At 43.5% G+C, this 22,400-nt stretch carries 19 protein-coding genes; 18 read left to right on the top strand and 1 reads right to left on the bottom strand.

All coding sequences use genetic code 11. The features are described from left to right. The first annotated feature begins 5 nt into the window (after positions 1 to 5). The 14 genes from G601_RS0102110 to G601_RS0102045 all read left to right on the top strand — a co-directional run bounded on the left by G601_RS0102110 (position 6) and on the right by G601_RS0102045 (position 15,183). Entirely contained in the window at positions 6 to 596 is a 591-nt protein-coding gene (locus G601_RS0102110) for an MptD family putative ECF transporter S component (protein ID WP_026664337.1), read from the top strand. Then, positions 597 to 1,301: an energy-coupling factor transporter transmembrane component T gene (locus tag G601_RS0102105; protein ID WP_026664336.1), complete on the top strand. Its 705-nt coding sequence runs from the start codon at positions 597 to 599 to the stop codon at positions 1,299 to 1,301. Further along, positions 1,298 to 2,845, top strand: a complete 1,548-nt coding sequence (locus G601_RS21535; protein ID WP_051205488.1) for an ABC transporter ATP-binding protein — start codon at positions 1,298 to 1,300, stop codon at positions 2,843 to 2,845. Before G601_RS0102105 ends, G601_RS21535 begins: the two co-directional genes overlap by 4 nt. Then, positions 2,830 to 4,119, top strand: coding sequence for an MFS transporter (locus G601_RS0102095; RefSeq protein ID WP_026664335.1), 1,290 nt, complete (start codon positions 2,830 to 2,832; stop codon positions 4,117 to 4,119). Before G601_RS21535 ends, G601_RS0102095 begins: the two co-directional genes overlap by 16 nt. Beyond that, positions 4,101 to 4,472 carry a heavy-metal-associated domain-containing protein gene (locus G601_RS21530; protein WP_051205486.1) on the top strand — a complete coding sequence of 124 codons (372 nt, stop codon included), beginning with the start codon at positions 4,101 to 4,103 and terminating at the stop codon, positions 4,470 to 4,472. The genes G601_RS0102095 and G601_RS21530 overlap by 19 nt, the downstream gene beginning before the upstream one ends. Positions 4,473 to 4,674: 202 nt before the next feature. Further along, positions 4,675 to 5,973: a phosphopyruvate hydratase gene (gene eno / locus G601_RS0102085; protein WP_026664334.1), complete on the top strand. Its 1,299-nt coding sequence runs from the start codon at positions 4,675 to 4,677 to the stop codon at positions 5,971 to 5,973. 192 nt (positions 5,974 to 6,165) lie between these two features. Beyond that, positions 6,166 to 7,728, top strand: a complete 1,563-nt coding sequence (locus G601_RS0102080) for a hypothetical protein (protein WP_026664333.1) — start codon at positions 6,166 to 6,168, stop codon at positions 7,726 to 7,728. A gap of 168 nt (positions 7,729 to 7,896) precedes the next feature. Then, positions 7,897 to 8,124: a FeoA family protein gene (locus G601_RS0102075; RefSeq protein WP_026492730.1), complete on the top strand. Its 228-nt coding sequence runs from the start codon at positions 7,897 to 7,899 to the stop codon at positions 8,122 to 8,124. Next, positions 8,121 to 10,145, top strand: coding sequence for a ferrous iron transport protein B (feoB, locus tag G601_RS0102070; RefSeq protein WP_026664332.1), 2,025 nt, complete (start codon positions 8,121 to 8,123; stop codon positions 10,143 to 10,145). Before G601_RS0102075 ends, feoB begins: the two co-directional genes overlap by 4 nt. A gap of 6 nt (positions 10,146 to 10,151) precedes the next feature. Next, positions 10,152 to 10,424 (top strand): Lrp/AsnC family transcriptional regulator, encoded by a 273-nt coding sequence (locus G601_RS21525; RefSeq protein ID WP_035786773.1) that lies wholly within the window; start codon positions 10,152 to 10,154, stop codon positions 10,422 to 10,424. 83 nt (positions 10,425 to 10,507) lie between these two features. Next, positions 10,508 to 12,307 (top strand): ABC transporter ATP-binding protein, encoded by a 1,800-nt coding sequence (locus tag G601_RS0102060; RefSeq protein WP_035790214.1) that lies wholly within the window; start codon positions 10,508 to 10,510, stop codon positions 12,305 to 12,307. Beyond that, the gene (locus G601_RS0102055; protein ID WP_026492733.1) at positions 12,285 to 14,018 is read left to right on the top strand and encodes an ABC transporter ATP-binding protein; all 1,734 of its coding nucleotides are present in this window, start codon (positions 12,285 to 12,287) and stop codon (positions 14,016 to 14,018) included. The genes G601_RS0102060 and G601_RS0102055 overlap by 23 nt, the downstream gene beginning before the upstream one ends. Positions 14,019 to 14,100: 82 nt before the next feature. Next, positions 14,101 to 14,373, top strand: coding sequence for a hypothetical protein (locus G601_RS0102050; protein WP_026664330.1), 273 nt, complete (start codon positions 14,101 to 14,103; stop codon positions 14,371 to 14,373). A 66-nt stretch (positions 14,374 to 14,439) separates the two neighbouring features. Next, entirely contained in the window at positions 14,440 to 15,183 is a 744-nt protein-coding gene (locus G601_RS0102045; RefSeq protein ID WP_026664329.1) for an alpha/beta hydrolase family protein, read from the top strand. A gap of 21 nt (positions 15,184 to 15,204) precedes the next feature. Here G601_RS0102045 and G601_RS0102040 read toward each other — a convergent pair whose 3' ends face one another. After that, positions 15,205 to 16,368, bottom strand: a complete 1,164-nt coding sequence (locus G601_RS0102040) for an MFS transporter (RefSeq protein ID WP_026664328.1) — start codon at positions 16,366 to 16,368, stop codon at positions 15,205 to 15,207. A 137-nt stretch (positions 16,369 to 16,505) separates the two neighbouring features. Here G601_RS0102040 and G601_RS0102035 point away from each other — a divergent pair, with 137 nt between their 5' ends. From G601_RS0102035 to G601_RS0102020, 4 genes are all read left to right on the top strand, one after another. Next, positions 16,506 to 18,176: a LytS/YhcK type 5TM receptor domain-containing protein gene (locus tag G601_RS0102035; protein ID WP_026664327.1), complete on the top strand. Its 1,671-nt coding sequence runs from the start codon at positions 16,506 to 16,508 to the stop codon at positions 18,174 to 18,176. Between the two features lie 6 nt (positions 18,177 to 18,182). Next, positions 18,183 to 18,914 carry a LytR/AlgR family response regulator transcription factor gene (locus G601_RS0102030; RefSeq protein ID WP_026664326.1) on the top strand — a complete coding sequence of 244 codons (732 nt, stop codon included), beginning with the start codon at positions 18,183 to 18,185 and terminating at the stop codon, positions 18,912 to 18,914. Positions 18,915 to 19,049: 135 nt separating this feature from the next. Next, on the top strand, positions 19,050 to 20,510 hold the full coding sequence (locus G601_RS0102025) for a carbon starvation CstA family protein (RefSeq protein WP_026664325.1): 1,461 nt from the start codon (positions 19,050 to 19,052) through the stop codon (positions 20,508 to 20,510). 293 nt (positions 20,511 to 20,803) lie between these two features. Continuing rightward, positions 20,804 to 22,396: a MutS-related protein gene (locus G601_RS0102020; protein ID WP_026664324.1), complete on the top strand. Its 1,593-nt coding sequence runs from the start codon at positions 20,804 to 20,806 to the stop codon at positions 22,394 to 22,396. Positions 22,397 to 22,400 lie beyond the last annotated feature (4 nt).

Here is a 22,400-nt window from a genome sequence, read left to right as displayed (position 1 = left end):
GGAATATGAAAAACAAAAAGCTTGAAGCTAAGGACTTTATTACAATAGGAATCTTTACGGCCCTGTTATTTGTGACAGAAATGGTGGTAGGAATGCTGGGATATCTGCATCCATATGTTGTTGCAGCCTACGTCATTCTGATTCCGTTAACAACGTCGATTCCAATGATGCTCTTTTACACGAAAATTGAGAAATTTGGAATGCTCACGATAATGGCAGCTCTTCTTGCTATCATCATGTTCGTGACCGGAATGGGCTATCTTGGAGCGCCGCTTATCCTTATTGCAGGTGTTGTGGCAGACCTGGTAGCAAAGAGCGGAGATTACAAGGATTTTAAGAAAATTGCAATAAGCTATGGAATTTTCTCTCTTTGGATCTGTGCAAACTATTTTCCTGTAGTTGTGTCTGCGACATCCTATAGGCAGTCATTGCTTGAGGGCGGTTTTTCTGCCGAATATGCAGATTACCTTTTCAAGGCTATAAATACAAAGACTATTGCGGTTCTTGTGATTGTCTGTGTTATTTCAGGATTCCTCGGAGCATTTGTGGGAAAAGCCGTTGTCAGAAAGCACTTCGAGAAAGCCGGTATTGCATAAATGGAATTAAGGTTAGATCCGCGGACAAAGCTATACATGATATTTATAGTGTCAGCCATTGTAATGATGAGTGCGACGACGCCTTTTTTGTGGGCAGTCAGGATATCGATAACCCTGATACCCATTGTACTTTTAATCATTGAAAAGCATTATGCGTCAGCACTACGTTTTCTTGTGATGTATACAGTTGCGATAATTCTTACTTTTTATTATCTTTCAGCAAATTCCACCGGTTTTATCGCAGCATTTCTTGTGGGATATTGCGGGTTTGTAGCTCAGTTCATGCCTTCTGTTATAACAGCCTGGTATGTGGTAAGAACCACCAGTATAGATGAGTTCATAGCCTGCATGCAAAGGATGCACATCCCCGATGGCATAACGATCGCCTTGGCCGTAGTCATGAGATTTTTCCCAACTATTAAGGAAGAATACGGGTCAATACGTGATGCAATGAAAATGCGCGGAATAATGCTTGGTGGTGGAAATGCAGTAAAGATGGTGGAATACAGGATGATACCGCTCTTGTTTTCCTGCGTGAATATTGGAGATGAGCTGTCAGCGGCAGCTATCACAAGAGGACTTGGTGGAAGGGTAAAGAGAACCAGTGTTGCGAAGCTTAAGTTTGGAGAACCAGATTATGTGTTGATCGCTGTATTTACGGCAACTGCTGTAATTTTCATAGGTTCTAAGTATTTTAAATTATGAAAAATGTTGTTGAGATTAAAAATGTGAGTTTTCACTACAAGGGTGCTGACTATGAGTCACTTAAGGACGTTTCTGTTTCCATAAAGAAGGGAGAAACTGTCCTTTTGTGCGGTTCGTCGGGATCAGGTAAAACCTCAGTCATTCGACTTATCAACGGTCTTATTCCTCATTATTACCAGGGGGAGATATCGGGGGAGGTGAGTGTTGCCGGAAGGAATTTAAGGGAAACTGAGCTATATGAGCTTGCTGGCAGTGTCGGAACGGTCTTTCAGAATCCCAGAAGTCAGTTTTTCTCAGTAGATACAGATGGAGAGATCGTATTTGGGCCTGAAAACATTGGGCTTGATCCAAAGGAAATATTGCAAAGGAAGGATTCTGTAGTAGAAGAGATGGGCATAGGAAAGCTTCTTGGTAAGAGCCTTTTTTCACTATCCGGAGGCGAAAAGCAGCAGATTGCCTGCGCTTCCGTGGCAGCACTTTTACCGGGAATAATTCTTTTGGATGAACCGTCGTCTAACCTTGACCGTGATGCCATTGAAAAGCTAAGAAATATAATCCTTCAGTGGAAAGATGAAGGAAAGACCATCATTATCTCTGAGCATAGATTGTGGTATCTAAGGGAGCTTTTTGACAGAGTCATCTATATGGATGGCGGTAAAATCAGGAAGCAGTGGAGTAGAGAAGATTTTCTTCAGCTTAGTGCAAAGGAAATTGAGGACTTGAAGCTCAGACCCTTGGAAGCTTCGGCGTATTTTTCAGTGCTGTTCAATGAAAAAAATAAGAATGATGAAGCCAATCTGGATAATTATGAAGGTGCCATTTGTCTGAAGGATTTCTATTTTTCCTACAACCATAGGCCTTATATCTTCAGAAAAAAGCAGTTTACGGAAGCTGACGGAGATAGTCTGGAGCTAATGATTCCCATGCTCAGCCTTCCCAAAGGGAAGGTTATAGGTGTTGTCGGGAAAAATGGAACCGGAAAATCGACGTTTCTTAGATGTGTATGCGGTCTTGAGAAGGATTGCAGGGGCACAATAGAAATAGATGGGCAGGTTTACAAGGGCAATTCTCGAATTGGTCTTAGCTACTTGGTGATGCAGGATGTTAATCATCAGCTTTTCACAGATAGTGTGGAGGCGGAGGTTCTGCTATCCATGAAGGATAAGGATGAGAAACGCTGCCGGGAAATTCTGGAAGAGCTTGGACTTTTCTCTTACAAGGATGTCCATCCTATGGCTTTGTCCGGCGGCCAGAAGCAACGGGTTGCTATTGCATCTGCTATTGCAGCGGGGGCGCAGTTATTTCTCTTTGATGAACCCACATCCGGACTTGATTATGACCACATGATGAAGGTCGGAAGACTTCTTAAAGAGCTTGCTGATTCAGGGAAAACCGTGCTGGTATCCACTCATGATCCTGAGCTTATTGAGAAGTGCTGCGACCTTGAGCTCTATATTGAGCATGGCAGAGTATTGCCATTTGGAGAGATAGAGGAGAGAAAAGCAAAGCGAGGAGAAAAGGTAACGATATGCGTGAATACTTGAATAAGCTTACAGGTTTTGGAAAAGAGTACTGGAAGTTCTGGATAGCAAGTGCCGTATCCATGGCAGCAAGTAATATATTACAGTTTGTGTTGTCTCTATATGTCCTTGATATCACCGGATCAGCAACAATCTTCGCTCTGATGTTATCCATTGTGTTTGTCCCCAGATTAATCCTCACACCCTTTGCCGGGGTGCTGTCCGATAAGGTGGATAGGAGTGGCCTTATGGGCAGAGTCCTTATGGCCGAGAGTGTTGTACTTTTTGTATACAGTATGATGTCATTTTTTATTCCGATAAAAGTGGCCCTGGTCTTTATTCTGGTACTGTTACTGGAGATGGGAGAGGTTTTTTACAATGCCTGTGAAGGAGCGATTATTCCTCTGCTTGTTGATGAAGACAAGTTAAAGGATGCTATCGCAGTTTCAAAATCTGACGACGGCATTGTATTTGTTATAAGCCCAATAATCGCTGCATTTATTTTTACAAACATAAATCTGACAGCAGCATTCGTGTTTGTTACTATCCTTGATTTTGCGGCAGGAATTTTGCAATTTTCTATAAAAACCAGGCAGCAAAAGAATGAATCAGATGATGAAAAAATCCATTTTATCAGGAATTTTAAGGAAGGTGTGCGTGTAATACTGGAGAATAATAAACTGCGAAATCTTGCGATGACTATACCGGTAATAAATGCATTCTTCGGTGCAACTTTTTCAGTAAGTATTCTGTATCTGATAAGGGAAGTTTACAACATGAATGCTTACTACTATGGCATGTATAATTCTGTAACGGCCATAACTACTGTTATAGTTCCGCTCGTTGTGCTCCCTGTAGTAAGCAAGGCTGAGCCGGGAAAAATATTCTCAATATCAACAAAACTGATTGCTACAGAGATTGCCATAATTGGACTGGTTGTGCTTCTGAGCCTTAGAAGTGTAGTGCCAATAATGGCAGCACTTCTGATGATCATAGCACTTGATTGTATGACGATAGCTGAGGCAATCCCTATGCAGATAGCGATGAGTGTTCTTATCCAGACCAATGTAAAAAAGGAACTGCTGGGAAGAGTTACAACTACAGTGGGAATGTTATCTATGATATCTGTAGCAATAGGTGAGATGCTGTTCGGAGTGCTTAACGATACGTTCATAGTGTACGTATCCATATTTGTTGGAGCAATCGGAGTTGGAATAGGTTCAATAATGTACTCAATTGTTGACAAATATCATATATATGCGAAACGGGAGGAAAAAGGATGGATATTACAACGATAATAATGGCACTGATATTTGCAAGGTCACTTATTCTTTTGGTTGGCATGATGAAAAACAAGCTTCTTCATGGAGGAGGCTGTTGTGGCGGTCATGAGGCACCCCAGCGAAAGGTGAAGGTGGCGGATAAGAATATCAGGCATTATAACTATCATTATGAGGTTGCTATTGAGGGCATGGTTTGCGGTAACTGCGCCACAAGGGTCGAGAATGCCCTAAATAAAAATGATGGAATTTATGCCAAAGTCGATCTGGGAAACAAAAAGGCTGTAATACATGCAAAACAGGAGATTAGTAAAGCTGATGTGGCCAGGTATTTGAAGGAATTACCTTATACGATGATGGATTTTAGATAGTGACGAATAATATGATAAATCTTATCATTTGATAATTAAATGATTTATTGAAACGTAAACAACGATATGATAAGCTTCTCTATGTTAGCAATAGCTAACTTGAGTAAATCATTAAATCGCCCCGGGCAGATTACGGGCTGCTCCGGGGCATACCTCTTATGGGGACATTTATTAAAATGCCAGATGGCGGAAAGGTGAAGTAATGAATTATCTTGAAATTGTAAAAGTAATTGGAAGAGAAATCCTGGATTCAAGAGGTAATCCCACAGTTGAAGCAGAGGTTTATCTTGCTGATGGAACCGTAGCGAGAGGAACGGCACCTTCTGGAGCATCAACCGGTGAGTTTGAAGCACTTGAACTTAGAGATGGTGATAAGTCCAGATACCTTGGAAAGGGTGTTTCAAAAGCGGTCGAGAATATAAACGGACCTATTGCAGATGCTATCGTTGGAATGGATGCCTCTGATATATATGCCATTGATGCGGCTATGATAAAGGCTGATGGCACAAAGGATAAATCAAAGCTTGGAGCAAATGCTATCCTTGCTGTGTCTATTGCAGCAGCACGTGCAGCTTCTGTTTCACTTGATATTCCACTTTACAGATTCCTTGGTGGTATCCAGGCAACAGACCTGCCGGTTCCTATGATGAACATCCTTAATGGCGGTGCTCATGCAACAAACACAGTAGACACGCAGGAGTTTATGATCATGCCTGTGGGTGCTCCTTCCTTCAAGGAAGCTCTTAGATGGTGTGCTGAAGTTTTCCATGCACTTGCTAAAATTCTCAAGAGCAAGGGACTTGCAACATCTGTCGGTGATGAGGGCGGCTTTGCTCCTAATCTTGCTAGTGACGAGGAGACAATCGAGACCATTCTTGCGGCAGTTAAGGATGCAGGCTACGAGCCCGGTAAGGACTTCATGATCGCAATGGATGCTGCATCATCAGAGTGGAAGAGTGAAAAAGGAAAGGGCTTCTATAAGCAGCCTAAGTCAGGAAAAGAGTTCACATCTGATGAGCTTATCGCTCACTGGGAGTCTCTTGTAGATAAGTATCCTATCATTTCCATCGAGGATGGTCTTGATGAAGAGGATTGGGATGGCTGGAAGAGAATGACTGAGAAAATCGGTCACAAGGTTCAGCTTGTAGGCGATGATCTTTTCGTAACAAATACCGAGCGTCTTGCAAAGGGAATTGAAAACGGCGCAGCTAATTCGATTCTTATAAAGCTCAACCAGATCGGCTCTGTTTCTGAGACACTTGAAGCTATAAAGCTGGCTAACAAGAATGGTTATACAGCAATTTCATCTCACAGATCAGGTGAAACAGCAGATACGACAATCGCTGATCTTGCTGTGGCACTTAACACAAGACAGATCAAGACAGGAGCACCTTCACGTTCAGAGCGTGTTGCCAAGTATAATCAGCTGCTTCGTATAGAGGAAGAGCTTGGAGATGCAGCAGTATATCCCGGTATGAAAGCGTTTAATGTAAAGAAATGACCCTAAGGGACGGGGTTAGTGGTCCAAAAAATGGTCCACTAACCCCGTCCCCCAGGTCCATTTATTGAAAATTAAGAAGATTTTGTGAACTTCATTCTGTTTTAGGTTCATTTTAGTTTTCTAATCCATAATCTCCACTAAAGCAAAGCATTGCAGATGCGATTTTCAAAGGGAATATTAAGGAGATTTAAAATGAAAAGAAATGAACTTAGAAAAGTATTATCAATAGCAGCAATCACAGTGATGTGTGTAACCTTTACCGCATGTGGTACAAATACAGGGACAGTAAGCGGAGAATCTACGATTATTACTGAAGATGCTGCGCCTGAGGACAGCACAGTTCCTGCAGATGCGACAAGTGGAGAGGTACCTGCTGATAAAACTGAAGGTGAAATGCCGGAAGGTGAGACACCTCCGGAAAAACCTGACGGACAGGCCCCAAATGGAGAGGCTCCTGACGGGCAGGGACCTGGTGGAGCGCCTGACGGCGAAGCGCCCGGCAATCCTCCTGAGGGAGGCGGCGGATTTGGCGGTGGAAGCAGTAGCGCAGATATAGAGTATAAAGCCGCTGATGAGATAGTAGCTGCCGATTCGCAGGATGGAAAAACCTATGACAGCAGTGTTGCAGATGAGAGCGCACTTATGATAAGCACTTCAGAAGAGGTATCTATCTCAGATGCTACGGTTACAAAGACAGGCGACTCAGATGGTGGAGACAGCTGCAATTTTTATGGCCTTAATGCTGCAGTTCTTGTGAAAGATGGCTCTACAACTACTATTACTGATAGCACTATTACTTCCGATGCTGACGGAGCAAACGGGGTTTTTTCCTATGGTGGTAACGGTGGAAAAAACGGAGCAGATGGTGATGGAACAAAGGTAATCATCGCTGATACAACTATTACCACCACAGGCGATGGGTCTGGCGGTATCATGACAACAGGTGGTGGTATCACAGAGGCATCAAATCTTACCATTGAGACTAGCGGAAGATCTTCAGCTGCCATAAGGACTGACCGTGGTGGCGGTACAGTTACAGTCGACGGTGGCAGCTATACAACAAATGGCCTTGGATCACCTGCGATTTATTCAACCGCAGATATTACAGTTTCTAATGCAACACTCACTTCAAATTTGTCAGAAGGTGTATGTATTGAAGGAATTAATTCCATTACATTAAATGACTGCGACATGACGGCAAACAATACAGATACCAACAGTAACGCCACCTTTTATGACACTATCATGATCTATCAGTCTATGTCCGGAGATGCGGACAGTGGAACTTCCACATTTACAATGAATGGTGGAACGCTTACAAGCAAAAATGGTCATGTTTTTCATGTGACAAACACACAGGCTGTGATCAATCTCGATAATGTAAAGATTGTTAATGAGGATTCAGCGAACGTTCTTCTTTCAGTTTGTGCTGACGGATGGAAGGGAGACAGTAACGTTGCTACAGTAAATGCAAGCAATCAGACACTTGATGGAACAATTCTCGTAGGAAGTGATTCTGAGCTTACTTTAAACCTTACTGATGGTTCAGATTTCACCGGTGCGATTGATGGTAATATTACAAATGCCAAGGGTGAGAGCGTTTCTAAAGAAGTAGGAGCAGTTTCAGTATCTATAGATAAAAGCAGTACATGGACACTTACTGCAGACACATATATCACATCTTTTGATGGGGATATGTCCAATGTAAACACAAATGGATACACACTTTATGTAAATGGCGAAGCTATGAACTAAACAGAAATGACCCAGGGGGACGGGGTTAGTGGATTATTTTTTGGACCACTAACCCCGTCCCCTAGGTTCATTGAGAATCTTTTTCATTAAACTCAAAACATCATTTAATATAAGAAAAATGTGCTATCATTCAGTTAGCACACGCTAACATTGTGAGAGGAGAAAGTTATGAGTTTAAGTGAAGTAAGGGAAAACAGAGATGCCATAATAATGGCTATTGATGGCGACACAAGATTCATGAGCCGTATAACATCGATAGGACTGACACCAGGCTGCAGGGTAAGTGTCATCAAAAACGACAGGAACAGGCCATTGCTTGTGTATTCAAGAGATACCATGATCGCACTTAACCGTAAGGAGTGCATTGGTATTACAGTTGAGGAGGTGACAGCATGAGTGCAGCAGCGACTATAGCCCTTCTCGGACAGCCCAATTCGGGCAAGTCAACTTTGTTTAATGCTCTTACAGGCCTTCGCCAGCATGTTGGCAACTGGCCGGGTAAGACCGTTGAGAAAAAAGAAGGCTCTTTTACCTATGGCGGAAAAGAGTATAACGTGGCAGATTTACCGGGATCATACAGCTTATCAGCAAACTCCGATGAAGAGGTCATCACGAGAGACTTCATCACGTCAGGAAAAGCAGATGTGGTCTGTATCCTTGCAGACAGTTCACAGCTTCAGAGAAGTCTTTTCATGCTGGCCGATTATGCCGGAATAAATGCACCATGCTTTCTGTTGCTCAATATGGCGGATGTCGCTGCAGATCAGGGGAAAAAGATTGATGCAGCAGCTATAGAGGAGAAGCTTGGAATTCCGGTAATACCCTTTTCGGCAACAGATGTGAAGTCCTACGATGAGTTTTACAAGACTCTGGAAAAGGCTATCAGGAAGGATTCAAGACTTGATGTTTCGGGGCTTAAAGAGCAGTACGAGAGCATTAAGGGATATCAGGAAATCTGTAACCTGATTCCGGAAGGTATTATTCCGGGATATTCTTCAATGTGGCTTGCTTCAAAGGTTTTGGAGAACGACAGAGTAGTAGTGGGAAAACTGGGTAATGCACTCGACGCAGAAACGTTCGACAGAATAAAGGAAATAAGAAAATCGTCTCAGGGGGCTGTGGCAGTCGGAGGCTGCAAGTTTGCCTGGATTGATGACGTGATCGATGGAACCATCCAGTCTAAATCAGTAAAAGTTACCCTTGGTAAGCTTGACCGCATTTATACAAGTAAGGTTTGGGGAAAGCCTGCTGTTGTTCTTACGGTCCTGTTGGGCCTTATAGCATCTTTTATTCCGGCTATTCCGCCTATGATCATTGGCGAGCTTGTTCTAATGCTTAAAGAGCCTGTCACTGCAGGATTATCAGCTATTGGATGTCCTGAATTCATAATCCTTATCGCTACTGATGTAATAATCCAGTCATTTTCATATATTTTCAAAATGTTGGGATTTGTTTTTGGAGTAACCCTGGTATTTGGTCTTCTTGAGGAGGTTGGCATCATGGCCCGCATCTCCTATGTATTTGACAATACAATGGGAAAACTGGGACTTCAGGGCAAATCAGTTATGCCTTTCCTTGTAAGCTTTGGCTGCACTATGGGTGGTGCGGCAGGAGCAAGAGTCATCGATAACTGGGGACAGAAGGTTCTTACGATTGCTCTCGCATGGGCAGTTCCCTGCGGTGCAGCCTGGGCCACTATCCCTATGCTTTCATCTATTTTCTTTGGCCCCGGAGCTGTGCTTGTGGTCGCAGTAATTCTCCTTACCATGCTTTTACACATGTATATTACGGCAAAAATATTTGGCGCCAGGCTTGTTCAGAAGGAAGATCGCTATGGAATGATCATGGAGCTTCCTCCGTACCACAAGCCGAAGTGGGGAGCTCTTTTCAGATATGTATTCGGAAGAACAAAAGAGACATTTATCAGAGTTACGAAAGTAGTACTACTTGTCTGTGGTGTATTCTGGCTTCTTAGCTATTCACCCTCAGGAACTGGTGGAATCCTTTACACAATCGGTGTAGCAATAGAGCCTGTTACAAAATTCTTTGGTATGCCCTGGCAATTATTCCTCTCATACTTGGCATCGGCTGTAGGAAAAGAGGGGGCTATTGGTGTTATCAGCGCTCTTTACACCGGTGGCTCATACAGTGCTGCATTTACCAATGCTATGAGTGGTGCCGGATCTACAGCAAATGGTGTAACCCTAAGCTCAATTCTTCTTGCAAACGTATCAAAGCCCGAGGCGCTCGCATTTATCTTTGCAATGACCTTCAACATGCCCTGTGTTGTTGCGCTTGCTGCTACATATCAGGAGACACACTCTGCGAAATGGACAGGAAGAATCGTGCTTTATTACACAGCAGTATCTCTTTTACTCGCATTTGTTGCATATCATGTGGGAATGCTTATTTGGTGATGAAAAATGGAACAATTATTGGAATTACTTAAGGATGGTCATGCCAGAACCACAAAACTTCTGGCATTGGAACTACATACCAGTGTAGAGGATGTCACCAGGCAGATGGAATATCTCGAGAAAATGGGAATCATAAAAAAGGTGGTCTTTTCCTCTAAAGGTTGTTCGGGATGCAGTGGCTGTTCCTCAGGAAAAAACGAAGGGGAACACACCTGCAAAGGTTGTCTCCCACAGGATGGTTTCCAGAATATGGGCCAAATGTGGGAAGTTGTGAAATGACCCAGGGGGACGGGGTTAGTGGTCCATTTTTTGGCCCTATAACCCCGTCCCTGTGGTCCAAAATTGGGGAGAAAGGGGAAAAAATGAATAAAAATAAAAGTGTCATACCACAACTATTCGATTACGCAGGTAATCACAAGTATTTTACTATCAGTTCATGGATTCTTGCCGCTATAAGCGCCCTGGTGGCGCTGGTGCCGTTTTATTACATCTGGCGCATCATCAGGGAGGTGGTAGCGGTAAGTCCTGATTTTTCAAAGGCGACTCATATAGTGTCTTACGGATGGAGTGCTGTAGGAATGAGCCTTCTTGCAATGTTTCTCTATATTTCAGCTCTGCTATGCTCTCATCTGGCAGCCTTCAGAGTTCAGACAAATATGAGAAAAGCCATGATGGAGCATGTTATGAAGCTTCCTATGGGTTACATTGAATCCGAAGGAAGCGGCAAGATCAGAAAAATTGTGGCTGAATCCAGCGCAGCAACGGAGACGTTTTTGGCGCACAGCCTTCCGGATAAGGCAGTAAGTTATGCTACACCGGTTGGTCTTATCGCAATGCTTCTTATCTTTGACTGGAGAATTGGCCTTATTTGCCTTGTTCCTGCGATTTTAGCCTTACTTATGATGGGAGGAATGATGGGGGAAAAGATGCAGAATGACATGAAGGAGTATCAGAATGCTCTTGATGAGATGTCTGCAGAAGCTGTTGAGTATGTCAGGGGAATTCCCGTGGTAAAGACCTTTGGTCAGTCAGTTTTCTCTTTTAAAAGATTCAAGGAAGCAATAGATAAATACGAAAAGTGGACTATCACCTACACTATTGGCATGAGAATGCCCATGATAGGCTTTACTACTGCAGCAAATGCTGTGTTTGCTGCCCTTGTGGCCTGCAGCTTTATCTTTGCAAGAAACGGGGTTACAGATACATTCCTTTACAACATTCTCTTTTACATTATCATCACACCGATTCTCACGGTTACTCTGATGAAGGTTGCCTATGCCGGTGAGAGCCAGATGATTGTAAGGGATGCTCTTAACAGAATGTACGCACTTCTTGATGTGGAGCCTCTTAAGGAAGCTTCAAATCCACAAAATCCTAAGGACAGCAGCATAAAAATTGAAAATATCGTATTTACCTATGATGAGAAGAAGACTAATGCCATCGACGGCATAAGTCTTGATATTAAGCCCGGTGAACATGTTGCATTTGTGGGGCCATCCGGCGGCGGTAAGACTACGCTTGCATCTCTTGTTGCAAGATTCTGGGATGTAAAGCAGGGCAGCATTAAAATCGGCGGCGTTGATGTAAGGGATATCGCCTCAGCGGATCTTATGAAAAATGTTTCCTATGTTTTCCAGGACAGCAAGCTCCTCAAGATGTCTATCCTTGATAATGTCAGGATGGGAAAGCCTGATGCTACGGAGGCAGAAGTAGTAAAGGCCCTTAAGGACGCCATGTGCTGGGATATTATTGAAAAGCTGCCGCATGGTATTAACACCATGATCGGTAGTAAGGGAACCTATGTCTCGGGCGGCGAAGCTCAGCGAATTTCTATTGCGAGAGCCTTCCTTAAAAATGCACCTATCCTTATTCTGGACGAGGCTACAGCCTTTGCTGATCCTGATAATGAGAACATGGTTCAGAAGGCCTTCGCAAATCTTGCCAAGGACAAGACAGTCATCATGATAGCCCATCGTCTGTCGACGGTTGTGGATGCAGATAAGATATGCGTTCTTTCCGACGGAAAAATCGTAGAGAGCGGTAAGCATGATGCTCTGCTTGCGAAGGGCGGTATCTATGATCACATGTGGAATGAGTATAAGAAGTCCGTTAACTGGAAAATGGGGAGGGAGCAGGATAATGATAAAAAAGTTACAGCATAAATACGCGCTCTCTGAGCAGGGAGCAAAGGATATGGTAAAGGCTTTTGGAGCCTGTACCTTAGCAAATCTGGCACAGATGATGCCTGTTGGAATTCTTTTTATGATGACGGGAGACCTGTTTAACAGGGAGATTCCAGGCGATCATGTGAAAATATACATAATAGGTTCTGTGATCAGCCTGATACTGATAGCATTTACCGAATATCTGCAGTATAATGCCACATTCTTTTCAACCTACGTTGAAAGCGGCGTAAGAAGGCGTTCTTTGGCGGAAAAGCTAAGAAAAATACCGCTGTCATTTTTTGGAAAAAAGGACCTGGCGGATCTTACAAACACTATAATGGCAGACTGTGCAATGCTTGAGACATCTTCTTCTCACTGGCTTCCGGAGCTGGTGGGTGCCTTTATTTCAACTACTATTGTAGTGATCAGCCTGTTCTTTTTCGATGCCAGGATGGCAATAGCCGCAGTGTGGGTGCTTCCTGTAGCCTTCATTATTGTTTTTTCATCAAGACATGTGATGCATAAAGTGAACCGCAAGGGAAGCAAATACAAGGTTGCCTGCCTTGACGGTATTCAGGAAGCGCTGGAAACAGTGCGGGATTTAAAGGCTTATAACGCTCAGGATACATATATGGTGGGACTTAATAAGAAGATTAAGGCCGTCGAGTCCCACACCATTTTCACGGAGTTCATAAATGCAGCATTTGTAAGCAGCTCCCAGATGATCCTGAAGCTTGGAATAGGCACAGTGGCTATCGTTGGTTCATCGCTTCTTATGAAAAACGAGATAAATGTGTTTACTTTCTTTATGTACCTTCTGGTGGTTTCAAGAATGTATGAGCCGCTGCAGATATCTCTGATGAATTTTTCAGCTCTGATCTCAACCGACACCCAGTGCGAGAGAATGGATGAGATTCTGTCTCACTATGAGCAGACCGGAAGTGAAGAGCTTACAAATAAGAACTATGATATCGAGTTTAAGAATGTGCGGTTTTCTTATGAGGATGGGGAAACAGTATTAAAGGATGTGAGCTTTGTGGCTAAGCAGGGCGAGGTTACAGCCCTTATCGGACCCTCCGGCGGTGGAAAGACAACGGTTTCAAGGCTTGCAGCGAGATTCTGGGATATTGAGAAGGGCCTTATCACCGTTGGTGGCATGGATATTTCCAAGATTGACCCTGAAAAGCTCCTTTCCATGTATTCAATAGTTTTCCAGGATGTGACGCTTTTTAATAACACGGTTCTTGAAAATATCCGAATCGGTAAAAAGGAAGCTACGGATGAAGAGGTAAAAGCGGCAGCTAAGCTCGCTCACTGCGATGAATTCATAGAAAAGCTCCCTGAGGGCTACAATACCCTTATAGGCGAGAATGGTTCCGAGCTTTCAGGCGGAGAGCGCCAGAGAATCTCCATAGCCAGAGCCTTCCTTAAGGATGCGCCTATAATTCTGATGGATGAAGCCACAGCATCTCTTGACGTGGATAACGAGTCGCTGATCCAGGAGGCAATAAGCGACCTTATTAAGGACAAGACAGTTCTTATAATCGCTCATCGTATGCGTACCGTAGACGGAGCTGACAAGATAGTTGTCCTTAAGAATGGAAAAGTGGCTGAATCGGATTCTCCCGCAAAGCTGAAGGAAGCTGACGGATTATACAGCCACATGCTTGCAGTTCAGATGAAAACTGAAAACTGGAAGCTGGCCTGATATACCTACAGGAACAAAGATTACAGGTTACGATATCCACGGCAGCTGGGCTGATGATTTTGCAAAGTTTATTCCGGAAAACGTGGATAAGCTCCCTGAGAACGTAGAGGTTAAGCTTGAATTTGCGGATCTTGAGACGGAGCAGACCTGGGATGAGATAGATGCTACCGGGGAATATGATATTGTTGTTGCACACTACATTGACTATGAGATGAAGGATTACTACGAAGGCCAGGAGAAGACCATCGCCAGATACGAGGACAAGCTCCTTGCATATTTCCAGGAGAAGATAGAGAAAAACGGCGAATTTACCGTAGAAACAAGAAGTCAATTTTGGCATTGCTACAAGAAGTAACTGGAGATTATAATGTTGCCTACAAGATAAAAAAGCAGAAAACTTTAATAAAAGCAGGAGGATGATATGGAAGAGTTTTATATTGACAGCGATGGTACACGCCTTCATGCGAAGCTTGATCGTGTAGGCACTAAAAAGTGCCCGCTTTGCATTCTGATCCACGGTTTTACCGGACATATGGAAGAGGACCACATCATTGCAGCCAAGGATGCGATAAATGCTGAGGGAGTATCGGTTCTCAGAGTTGAGATGTATGGTCATGGCGGAAGTGATGGTGAATTTAAGAATCACACTCTCTATAAATGGGTTACCAATGCCCTTTCAGTTGTGAAATATGCAAAACAGCTGGATTTCGTGACAGATCTCTATATCTGCGGACATTCTCAGGGCGGACTTCTTACAATGCTGATCGGCGGTATGTGTGCTGATGACTTCAAGGCAATAATTCCGCTTTCACCCGCATGGATGATTCCTGAGGCAGCAAGAGAAGGCACTATTCTTGGGGCTGATTTTGATCCGAAGCACATTCCGGAGAAGGTTGGCGCTGATGAATGGGAGATCTCAGGCGATTATATCAGAGTTGCCCAGACCATTCATGTTGAGGACGAGATTGCAAGATTTGATGGACCTGTCCTGATCATCCATGGTGATGATGATGAGGCAGTTCCCTACGAATATGGTGTAAAGGCTTCAAAGCTGTATAAAAACGCAAAGCTTGTGACCATCCATGGAGATGATCACTGCTATACAAGACATCTTGATGAAATGTCCAAGGCATTAAGAGAGGGCTTTAGAGACCTTCTTGCCTGACTTTGCGATGCTCCATGCGAATCAGGAATGGGAATGCTTTTTCATAAGTATATGGATTCCCAGGAGCGATAACAGAGATAATATGAAAAATGAACCAAGTACCGCGATGGCACTTCGCATTCCGTACAGATCAGACATATAGCCTGTGAGCGCGGTAAATACTACGCCTCCGATACCGGTTGCGGTGGTTATCACACCTGTTGAGGTAGCGGTTCTTTTTCCGGAAAAATTGAGCATTATAGTTAAAACGCAGGGATAAATAGCTCCGCTCGCCATGCCTAATGGGATACAAACCAGCATGGCTGCGGTGCTATTTTGCATGGAGGAGAAAAGAACAGTAAATGCCGGAATCGCGAGCAGTGATACCAGCAATATTTGTTTGGAATGCTTTGAAAAGTGTCCAACCAGCATTCTGGAAGGAATCATTACCGCCCAGAACAGAGACAGTGCAAATTTCCCGTTTTCGGACTTTAAAGTATCAGTAAACATAGTATCTACAAAGAAAGTGAATCCATTTTCAAATCCCACGTAAATACACATAATAACGCACAGGCACAGAATGGCTGTGATCACGAATTTTCCTGATGAAACAGAGTCAATGTCGTCCATAGGAAGCTCTTCGCGGCATTCGCTGCCTGATTTGACGATCCCGATAAGGGCTACGGCGGAACCAATTGATAAAAGCGCGAATAATATACGCCAGCTAAGGCCCATCCTGAGATAGAAATTGACAACCAGAGGCGCAACCAGCGCTCCTGCTGCATACATGGAGGTCATAAAGCCTATTTTATTTTTATTCGTTACAGGGTATGCGTCAGCGAGAGCTGCAATTGAAATAAACTGAAGCGCACTGGTGGTTAGCCCCAGGAAGAATATACCGCCAATAAAATAAGTGTTTCTAACGGTGGTCAGAACAAATAAAGCTGCTACGAGCTGAATAGCCAGGAGAATAATGATGCATTTTGCCTTGTTATTATGATCTGCCCAGCTTCCAAGAACAAGGGGAGCAAGCATAGTAGCAAATAGCTCAACGGATGCAAAAAGACCCATAGAGGTCAAAGACAGATCGTAGGTCTCACCTATATTCCACAGGCTTGCCTGATATCCGCCGGCTTCGAATCCGTTTATGAAGACAACAAGAAACAGGATTATCCAAAGAAAATCCCTTTTTTTCAAATCAGCCATATGAAATTACCCCCTCGTCATAGTTACATTATATCGTAAAAAATAGCGTAAAAAAACACAAAAAAATAGGACTATTTTATTATAATGAAGCTATAATAATAGTTAGTAGTAGAAGGGTTTTTGTTTGGGGGAAAAACATGGAACTATACTACAATATGATCGTAAATATTGGTCTTCTTGTGCTTATTGCCAATATTCTGGTCAGAATTCCTGTTGTTACGCAGATCATCTGCGAGGAAAATAAGCACATTTTCATGGCTAAGATTGTGCTGGGAGGAATATTTGGGGGATTCTGTATTTTCTCAACCTGCACAGGAGCACAGGTTCAGGGTGCTATTCCTAACACCCGTGTTTTGGGCGCCCTGGCGGGAGGTCTGCTTTGCGGACCGACAGTCGGGATTCTGGCGGGTCTGATTGGCGCAATCCACCGTATTTTTTTTGATATTCATGGTGTTACGACCTTTGCATGCGCACTTTCCACACTTATGGAGGGCGTGATCGGTGCGTTCATATATCAGTTCTTTCATAAGAGGAATATAGATTTTGAGTGGTATTTCCTTGTTGCAATAACGGCTGTTGCAGAGTGCCTGCACATGGCCAATCTTCTGGTGTTTGTAAGGCCCTTTAGCCTTGCTGTGTCTATCGTTCAGATAATTGCTCTTCCAATGATCATTTTTAATTCCATAGGAATGGTTCTGTTTTTCTCGGTATTTGATGATATATATACCAGGCAGAATCTTATTGCTGCAGATAAAATGCGTCTGGCGCTGAGTATCGCCGATGCCTGCGTGGTCAATATCAGAAAAAGCCGCATAACAGACGGTGATTACAGGGAGATGGAGAAGACTATCAGCGGTTTTTCAAGGTGCAGGGATGTTTTCTTTCTTCCTCTTAGCCGCAAAGATGAGCTGTTTAGCAGCGATTATGAGTTTACGGAGAGCTTTGTAAACAGCATGGAAAGGCGCTGCACCACTGAGCTTATATATAAGAAGGAAAAGGGAGTCCTCGGCTTTAAGCAGTCGCTGGTTGCATCTGGCTCCAAGGTTACCATGGGGAATGAGACCTGGGGATATCTGGTGCTGGTTTTCGACAGAAGATATTCATCGCCTGAAGCTGTGGAGTGTCTGGTTTCAGCTCTGGCCAAGTTCTTTTCCACCAACTATGAGGCCTATCAGGTTGAATATCAGAAGAAGATGAGGGAGAGAGCTGAATTCAGGGTTCTTCAGTCACAGATAAATCCGCACTTTTTGTTTAACAGTCTAAATACCATATCCTGCTTTTGCAGGGAAAAGCCCGATTATGCGAGGGAGCTGCTTCTGGCTCTTAGCGTTTACTTCAGGCATAACCTGAACTCCAGTGATGATTATATGATCGATATAGCAGCGGAATTTGAGCAGGTAGATGCCTACCTGATGCTTGAAAAGGCCAGATTCGAGGATAAACTCCAGATTGTGAAGGATATCGAAGCAGATATTCACAGGCAGGTTCCAACCCTTATTCTGCAGCCTATTGTGGAGAATGCGATAAAGCACGGAGCCATGAGAAGAGAGGTTGGCGAGGTTAAAATCAAAGCCGGTATGGAAGGGGAGGATCTTTTAATAAAAATATCCGATAACGGCTATGGAATCCCGGATCAGGTGCTCCGGGCGTTCAATGATAAGACAACGAAGGGGAGATATGGTCTTCTTAATGTAGATGGAAGGCTGCGTAGTATTTATGGGGAAAAGTATGGGCTTGTGATTGATTCCTCAGGGGAAGGAACCACCGTCACAATGCGCATACCGCCAAAAGCTTTGTTGGAGGGATAAGAGGGAATGAAGAGGATTTTGATAGCGGATGATGAGAGACCTGCCAGAAGTGAGCTGCGATTTTTGCTGGAAAAGATCTTAAAAGACCTTAACCAGCCGGATGCTGAGGTGATGGAAGCCGGCAGTGGTGCTGCGGTTTTGGATCTGATAGATAAATATACATTTGATGTGTGCTTTTTCGATATAGAGATGGGAGACATCAAGGGTACAAAGCTGGCAGAGACAATGAGGCAAAAGAATCTGGATACAGCCATAATTTTTGTGACTGCTTATGAAAACTATGCGCTTAATGCCTTTGATGTTGACGCTGTGGATTATGTGATGAAGCCTTTTGATGAGAACAGAATCAGGAAATCCATCGAAAAGCTTATGAAGAGAAGGGCATCCACAAGGCCGATGCCGGGACCCTTTGCGCTTCCTGCTGGAGATCACATGGAGGTAGTTGTGGCGGATAGCATAAGCTATATTGAGGCCATTCACAAGGGCTCCAAGGTACACTGCCATAAGAATATCTATTACAGCAATGAGCCTCTTATTGAGTGGGAAAAGAAGCTTAAGCCCGCGGGAGACCAGTTTTGCAGAATACATAAGAGCTTTATAGTGAATTTTGACGCCTGTGAGGCCCTTGTTCCTGACTATAACAATGGTTATGCCTGCAAGCTCAAGGAATGCGATAATGCTGTCATTCCCATTAGCAGAAATATGATTCATGACGTCAAAGCGCATTTTTGTGTCTGAAAAATAGAATGTATTGCATTTCAGTACCAATTTTTAGCATTTGAATCCCGAATTATTGTTACCGAATTTTCGTGAGCCTATACTTCAATATAGGGAAGGATTTCACTTTCACTACATTGATAGGAGGGGATTCATATGATCAGCTTTTTGGTATGTTTGAGTGTATTAGTGGCAGGATATTTCATCTACGGTGGCATCATCGAGAAAGTATATGGGCCGGATGACAGAAAAACTCCGGCAGTAAGGATCAATGATGGTGTAGACTTTGTGGTAATGCCCAGATGGAAGCTCTTTTTGATACAGCTTCTTAATATTGCAGGACTTGGCCCGATCTATGGCGCTTTGGCAGGAGCTCAGTGGGGCACCTCGGTCTTTCTCTGGATCACCCTCGGAACTATCCTTGCAGGTGGTGTTCACGATTTTTCAGTAGGATTTATGAGCATGCGTCATGATGGCGCCAGCGTATCTGAGCTTACAGGCATGTATCTTGGAAACGTTATGAAAACTATCATGAGAGTTTTCAGCGTAGTGCTTCTTGTAATGGTTGGTACTGTTTTCGCAGTAGGTCCTGCAGGACTTATTTCTCTTCTGATTGGTAATCAGGGCGGCTCAGGACTTTTAACAAATACAACCTTCTGGCTTGCTCTGATCCTTGCATATTACTTCATAGCAACCTTTGTTCCGATCGATAAGATTATTGGTAAGCTTTATCCTGTATTCGGTGTCTGCCTTATAGTTATGGCAGTAGGCGTTGGAATCGGTATTTTCACACATGGATATACAATTCCTGAGATTGAGCTTTCAAACCTTCATCCCAGCAATACACCTATATGGCCTATGATGTTCGTATCAGTTGCCTGTGGTGCTATTTCAGGATTCCATGCAACACAGTCACCTCTTATGGCTCGCTGCTGCAAGACAGAGAAGGAAAGCCATATGGTATTCTACGGAGCAATGGTATGTGAAGGAATAATCGCTCTTATATGGGCTGCAGCAGGTAGCGCAGTTTATGCTAAGACAGGCGGACTTACAACAGCTCTTACAGATATGCTTGCAAACGGACAGGCAGCATGCGTATATGATATCTGCACAAAGACAATGGGTGGCTTCGGTATCGTTCTTGCAATGCTCGGCGTTATTGCATGTCCTATAACTTCCGGTGATACAGCCTTCAGATCAGCAAGACTGGTTGTTGCTGACTGGTTCAAGGTAGATCAGAAGCCTTATATGAAGAGACTTGAACTCTGCGTACCGCTTCTTCTTGCCGGCGCATTCATCAGTCAGTTAAACTACGGCGTAGTTTGGAGATACTTTAGCTGGTCAAATCAGACTCTTGCTATGATAGCTCTTTGGACCGCTTCAATGTATCTGTTTGTAAATGGCCGCAACTATTGGTTTACAGCTATCCCGGCAACCTTTATGTCAGCTGTTTCGGTAACATATTTCTTCTGTGCACCTGAGTGCCTGCATCTGTCGGTATCAATTGCTTATCCGATAGGAATAATTGCAGCAGCTGCATTCCTTGGACTGTTCATCTTCCAGACCAGAAGAACAGCACCTCAGACAAAGGAAGAGGAGCACAAGAAAACAGCGTAATTGGCATAGAGCTGTTATAATAAGAATGATGAAAAACGGAAGGGCTGCATCGAAGGATGCGGCTCTTCTTTTTTATTGAATAGGAAATTCCTATTCAATAAAAAAGCACTCCGTGGGATGCACACTCGCGCGAATGGAAGATGTTGCATTCTGCAACCGCGCTTGGTGCGAGAGTTTTGCAAGCAAAACTCTATTTTAATAGCAAGTGTAATTTTTAAATTTTTTTGCTGTATTTTGTTGACTCTACACTTGGTTCAGGGTGTATTTTCCTCTCATAACAGGAGGAAAACAGTATGATACTTAACAAAAGAAAACAGAGGGAACAGATAAAAAAACAGTACGGGAATAATCCTATAAACGATCCATATCATCATATGAGAAGGGACAGGAGAAAACTCATAGCCAAATACCATGAGGATAAGGGCGGGAGTGATGTTGATGAGATCACCTGGGATGATCTTGAGATGGATGAAGTATTTTACAGGATTAATCACACGAGGTCATACATTGGCGAGCAGGTACTATATCATAAGCTTCATTGTTTAAATGAAGATAATGCAGATGGCTTTTGCGACGCTGTGGATTACTACGATAAAAACGACGAAGCCAGAACTGATGCGGAATTTGAGCTGCTTAGGATAGGAAAAAGAAACACTAGTTATTATATGCCGCAGCTTATTAGGATTTTGTCAGAGTTTGAGCTGCCTTTCGCATGGTGCTACAGAATACTCCAGGCTGCGCTTGTAATAGCGGTAATATTAAGCGTGGCTTTAAGAAGTGCGGAATGCGCCGTGTTACTGCTTGGTATCGCGTGCACTAATCTTTTTCTATATATGAGAACCAAATCTAAGGCTGAGTACATGATGGACTGTCTATATGGTATATGCAGTCTTATAGATGTTTCAGAGGAGCTGCTGAAAAAGGGATGTGTTCCGGAGCATTTAGTATATGAAGGCATCAGTGAAGATCTAAAAAGGTTCCATCGATTAAAGAAGCTTGCAGGCGGTCTGGTGACCAAGAAAAATTATGCTGTTACAGATCCCCAGGGGATGCTTGCTGATTATCTGATGGGTATCACGCTGTACGATCTGGTATCTTTTCATAAGATAACGCAGATAGTTAAGGGGAATGAAAAGGCTGTAATGAAGCTCTACAAGTTTGTGGGAGAAGTGGATATGTCCATTTCTGTGGCTTCCTTTAGAAAAAGTCTTCCGGATTACTGTATTCCAGAGTTTTCTAAGGATAACAGGATAAATGTTTGCGATATTTATCATCCTTTGATCGAGAATGCTGTTCTTAATTCAGTTAATCTCGGGAATTCGGCCATGATCATGGGAGCCAATGCGTCGGGAAAGAGTACCTTCATGAAGGCTCTTGCGGTCAATGCGATTCTGGCACAGTCAATATATACGTGCTGCGCTAAAAGGCTGGAAATACCGCGAAGCGTCGTGATGACTTCAATGGCTGTCAGGGACGATGTTCTCACCGGGGAGAGCTATTATGTGCGAGAGGTCAGGTATCTTAAGAGAATGCTGGATGAATCAAAGAAGGGCGGCAGGGTCCTCTATTTCATCGATGAGATCCTGAAGGGAACTAATTACAGGGAGAGACTTGCGGCCTCCAAGGCGGTTCTGTCATATCTTAGCGGCAAAAATGGCATGGTTATTGTATCCACACATGACGGAGAGCTTGCAAAATATCTTAAGCACGAGTATTCGGGTTATCATTTTGAGAGCAGGCTTACGGATGATGGTATTAAGTTTGATTACAGGATAAAATCCGGTTTTGGGGAAGGATCCAATGCCATAGATCTTCTTTTGTGTTATGATTTTCCGAGAGAAGTAGTGGAGGATGCCAAAAAACTGGTAAAAAGCAACATAGCGTGAGGAT

It is taken from the genome of Butyrivibrio sp. FC2001, from assembly GCF_000424125.1.
Classification (GTDB): domain Bacteria; phylum Bacillota; class Clostridia; order Lachnospirales; family Lachnospiraceae; genus Butyrivibrio.
Note: the sequence above shows the minus strand (reverse complement) of the source record. Positions and strands in the feature narration are given on the sequence as shown.

Bases quoted from the DNA above. Each gene is read 5' to 3' on its own strand.
- G601_RS0102045 (WP_026664329.1), top strand. From the start codon at position 14,440: ATGGAAGAGTTTTATATTGACAGCGATGGTACACGCCTTCATGCGAAG.
- G601_RS0102060 (WP_035790214.1), top strand. From the start codon at position 10,508: ATGAATAAAAATAAAAGTGTCATACCACAACTATTCGATTACGCAGGT.
- G601_RS0102025 (WP_026664325.1), top strand. From the start codon at position 19,050: ATGATCAGCTTTTTGGTATGTTTGAGTGTATTAGTGGCAGGATATTTC.
- feoB (WP_026664332.1), top strand. From the start codon at position 8,121: ATGAGTGCAGCAGCGACTATAGCCCTTCTCGGACAGCCCAATTCGGGC.
- G601_RS0102035 (WP_026664327.1), top strand. From the start codon at position 16,506: ATGGAACTATACTACAATATGATCGTAAATATTGGTCTTCTTGTGCTT.
- G601_RS0102030 (WP_026664326.1), top strand. From the start codon at position 18,183: ATGAAGAGGATTTTGATAGCGGATGATGAGAGACCTGCCAGAAGTGAG.
- G601_RS0102080 (WP_026664333.1), top strand. From the start codon at position 6,166: ATGAAAAGAAATGAACTTAGAAAAGTATTATCAATAGCAGCAATCACA.
- G601_RS0102055 (WP_026492733.1), top strand. From the start codon at position 12,285: ATGATAAAAAAGTTACAGCATAAATACGCGCTCTCTGAGCAGGGAGCA.
- G601_RS21535 (WP_051205488.1), top strand. From the start codon at position 1,298: ATGAAAAATGTTGTTGAGATTAAAAATGTGAGTTTTCACTACAAGGGT.
- G601_RS0102105 (WP_026664336.1), top strand. From the start codon at position 597: ATGGAATTAAGGTTAGATCCGCGGACAAAGCTATACATGATATTTATA.
- G601_RS21525 (WP_035786773.1), top strand. From the start codon at position 10,152: ATGGAACAATTATTGGAATTACTTAAGGATGGTCATGCCAGAACCACA.
- G601_RS0102095 (WP_026664335.1), top strand. From the start codon at position 2,830: ATGCGTGAATACTTGAATAAGCTTACAGGTTTTGGAAAAGAGTACTGG.
- G601_RS0102110 (WP_026664337.1), top strand. From the start codon at position 6: ATGAAAAACAAAAAGCTTGAAGCTAAGGACTTTATTACAATAGGAATC.
- G601_RS0102020 (WP_026664324.1), top strand. From the start codon at position 20,804: ATGATACTTAACAAAAGAAAACAGAGGGAACAGATAAAAAAACAGTAC.
- G601_RS0102040 (WP_026664328.1), bottom strand. From the start codon at position 16,368: ATGGCTGATTTGAAAAAAAGGGATTTTCTTTGGATAATCCTGTTTCTT.
- eno (WP_026664334.1), top strand. From the start codon at position 4,675: ATGAATTATCTTGAAATTGTAAAAGTAATTGGAAGAGAAATCCTGGAT.
- G601_RS0102075 (WP_026492730.1), top strand. From the start codon at position 7,897: ATGAGTTTAAGTGAAGTAAGGGAAAACAGAGATGCCATAATAATGGCT.
- G601_RS21530 (WP_051205486.1), top strand. From the start codon at position 4,101: ATGGATATTACAACGATAATAATGGCACTGATATTTGCAAGGTCACTT.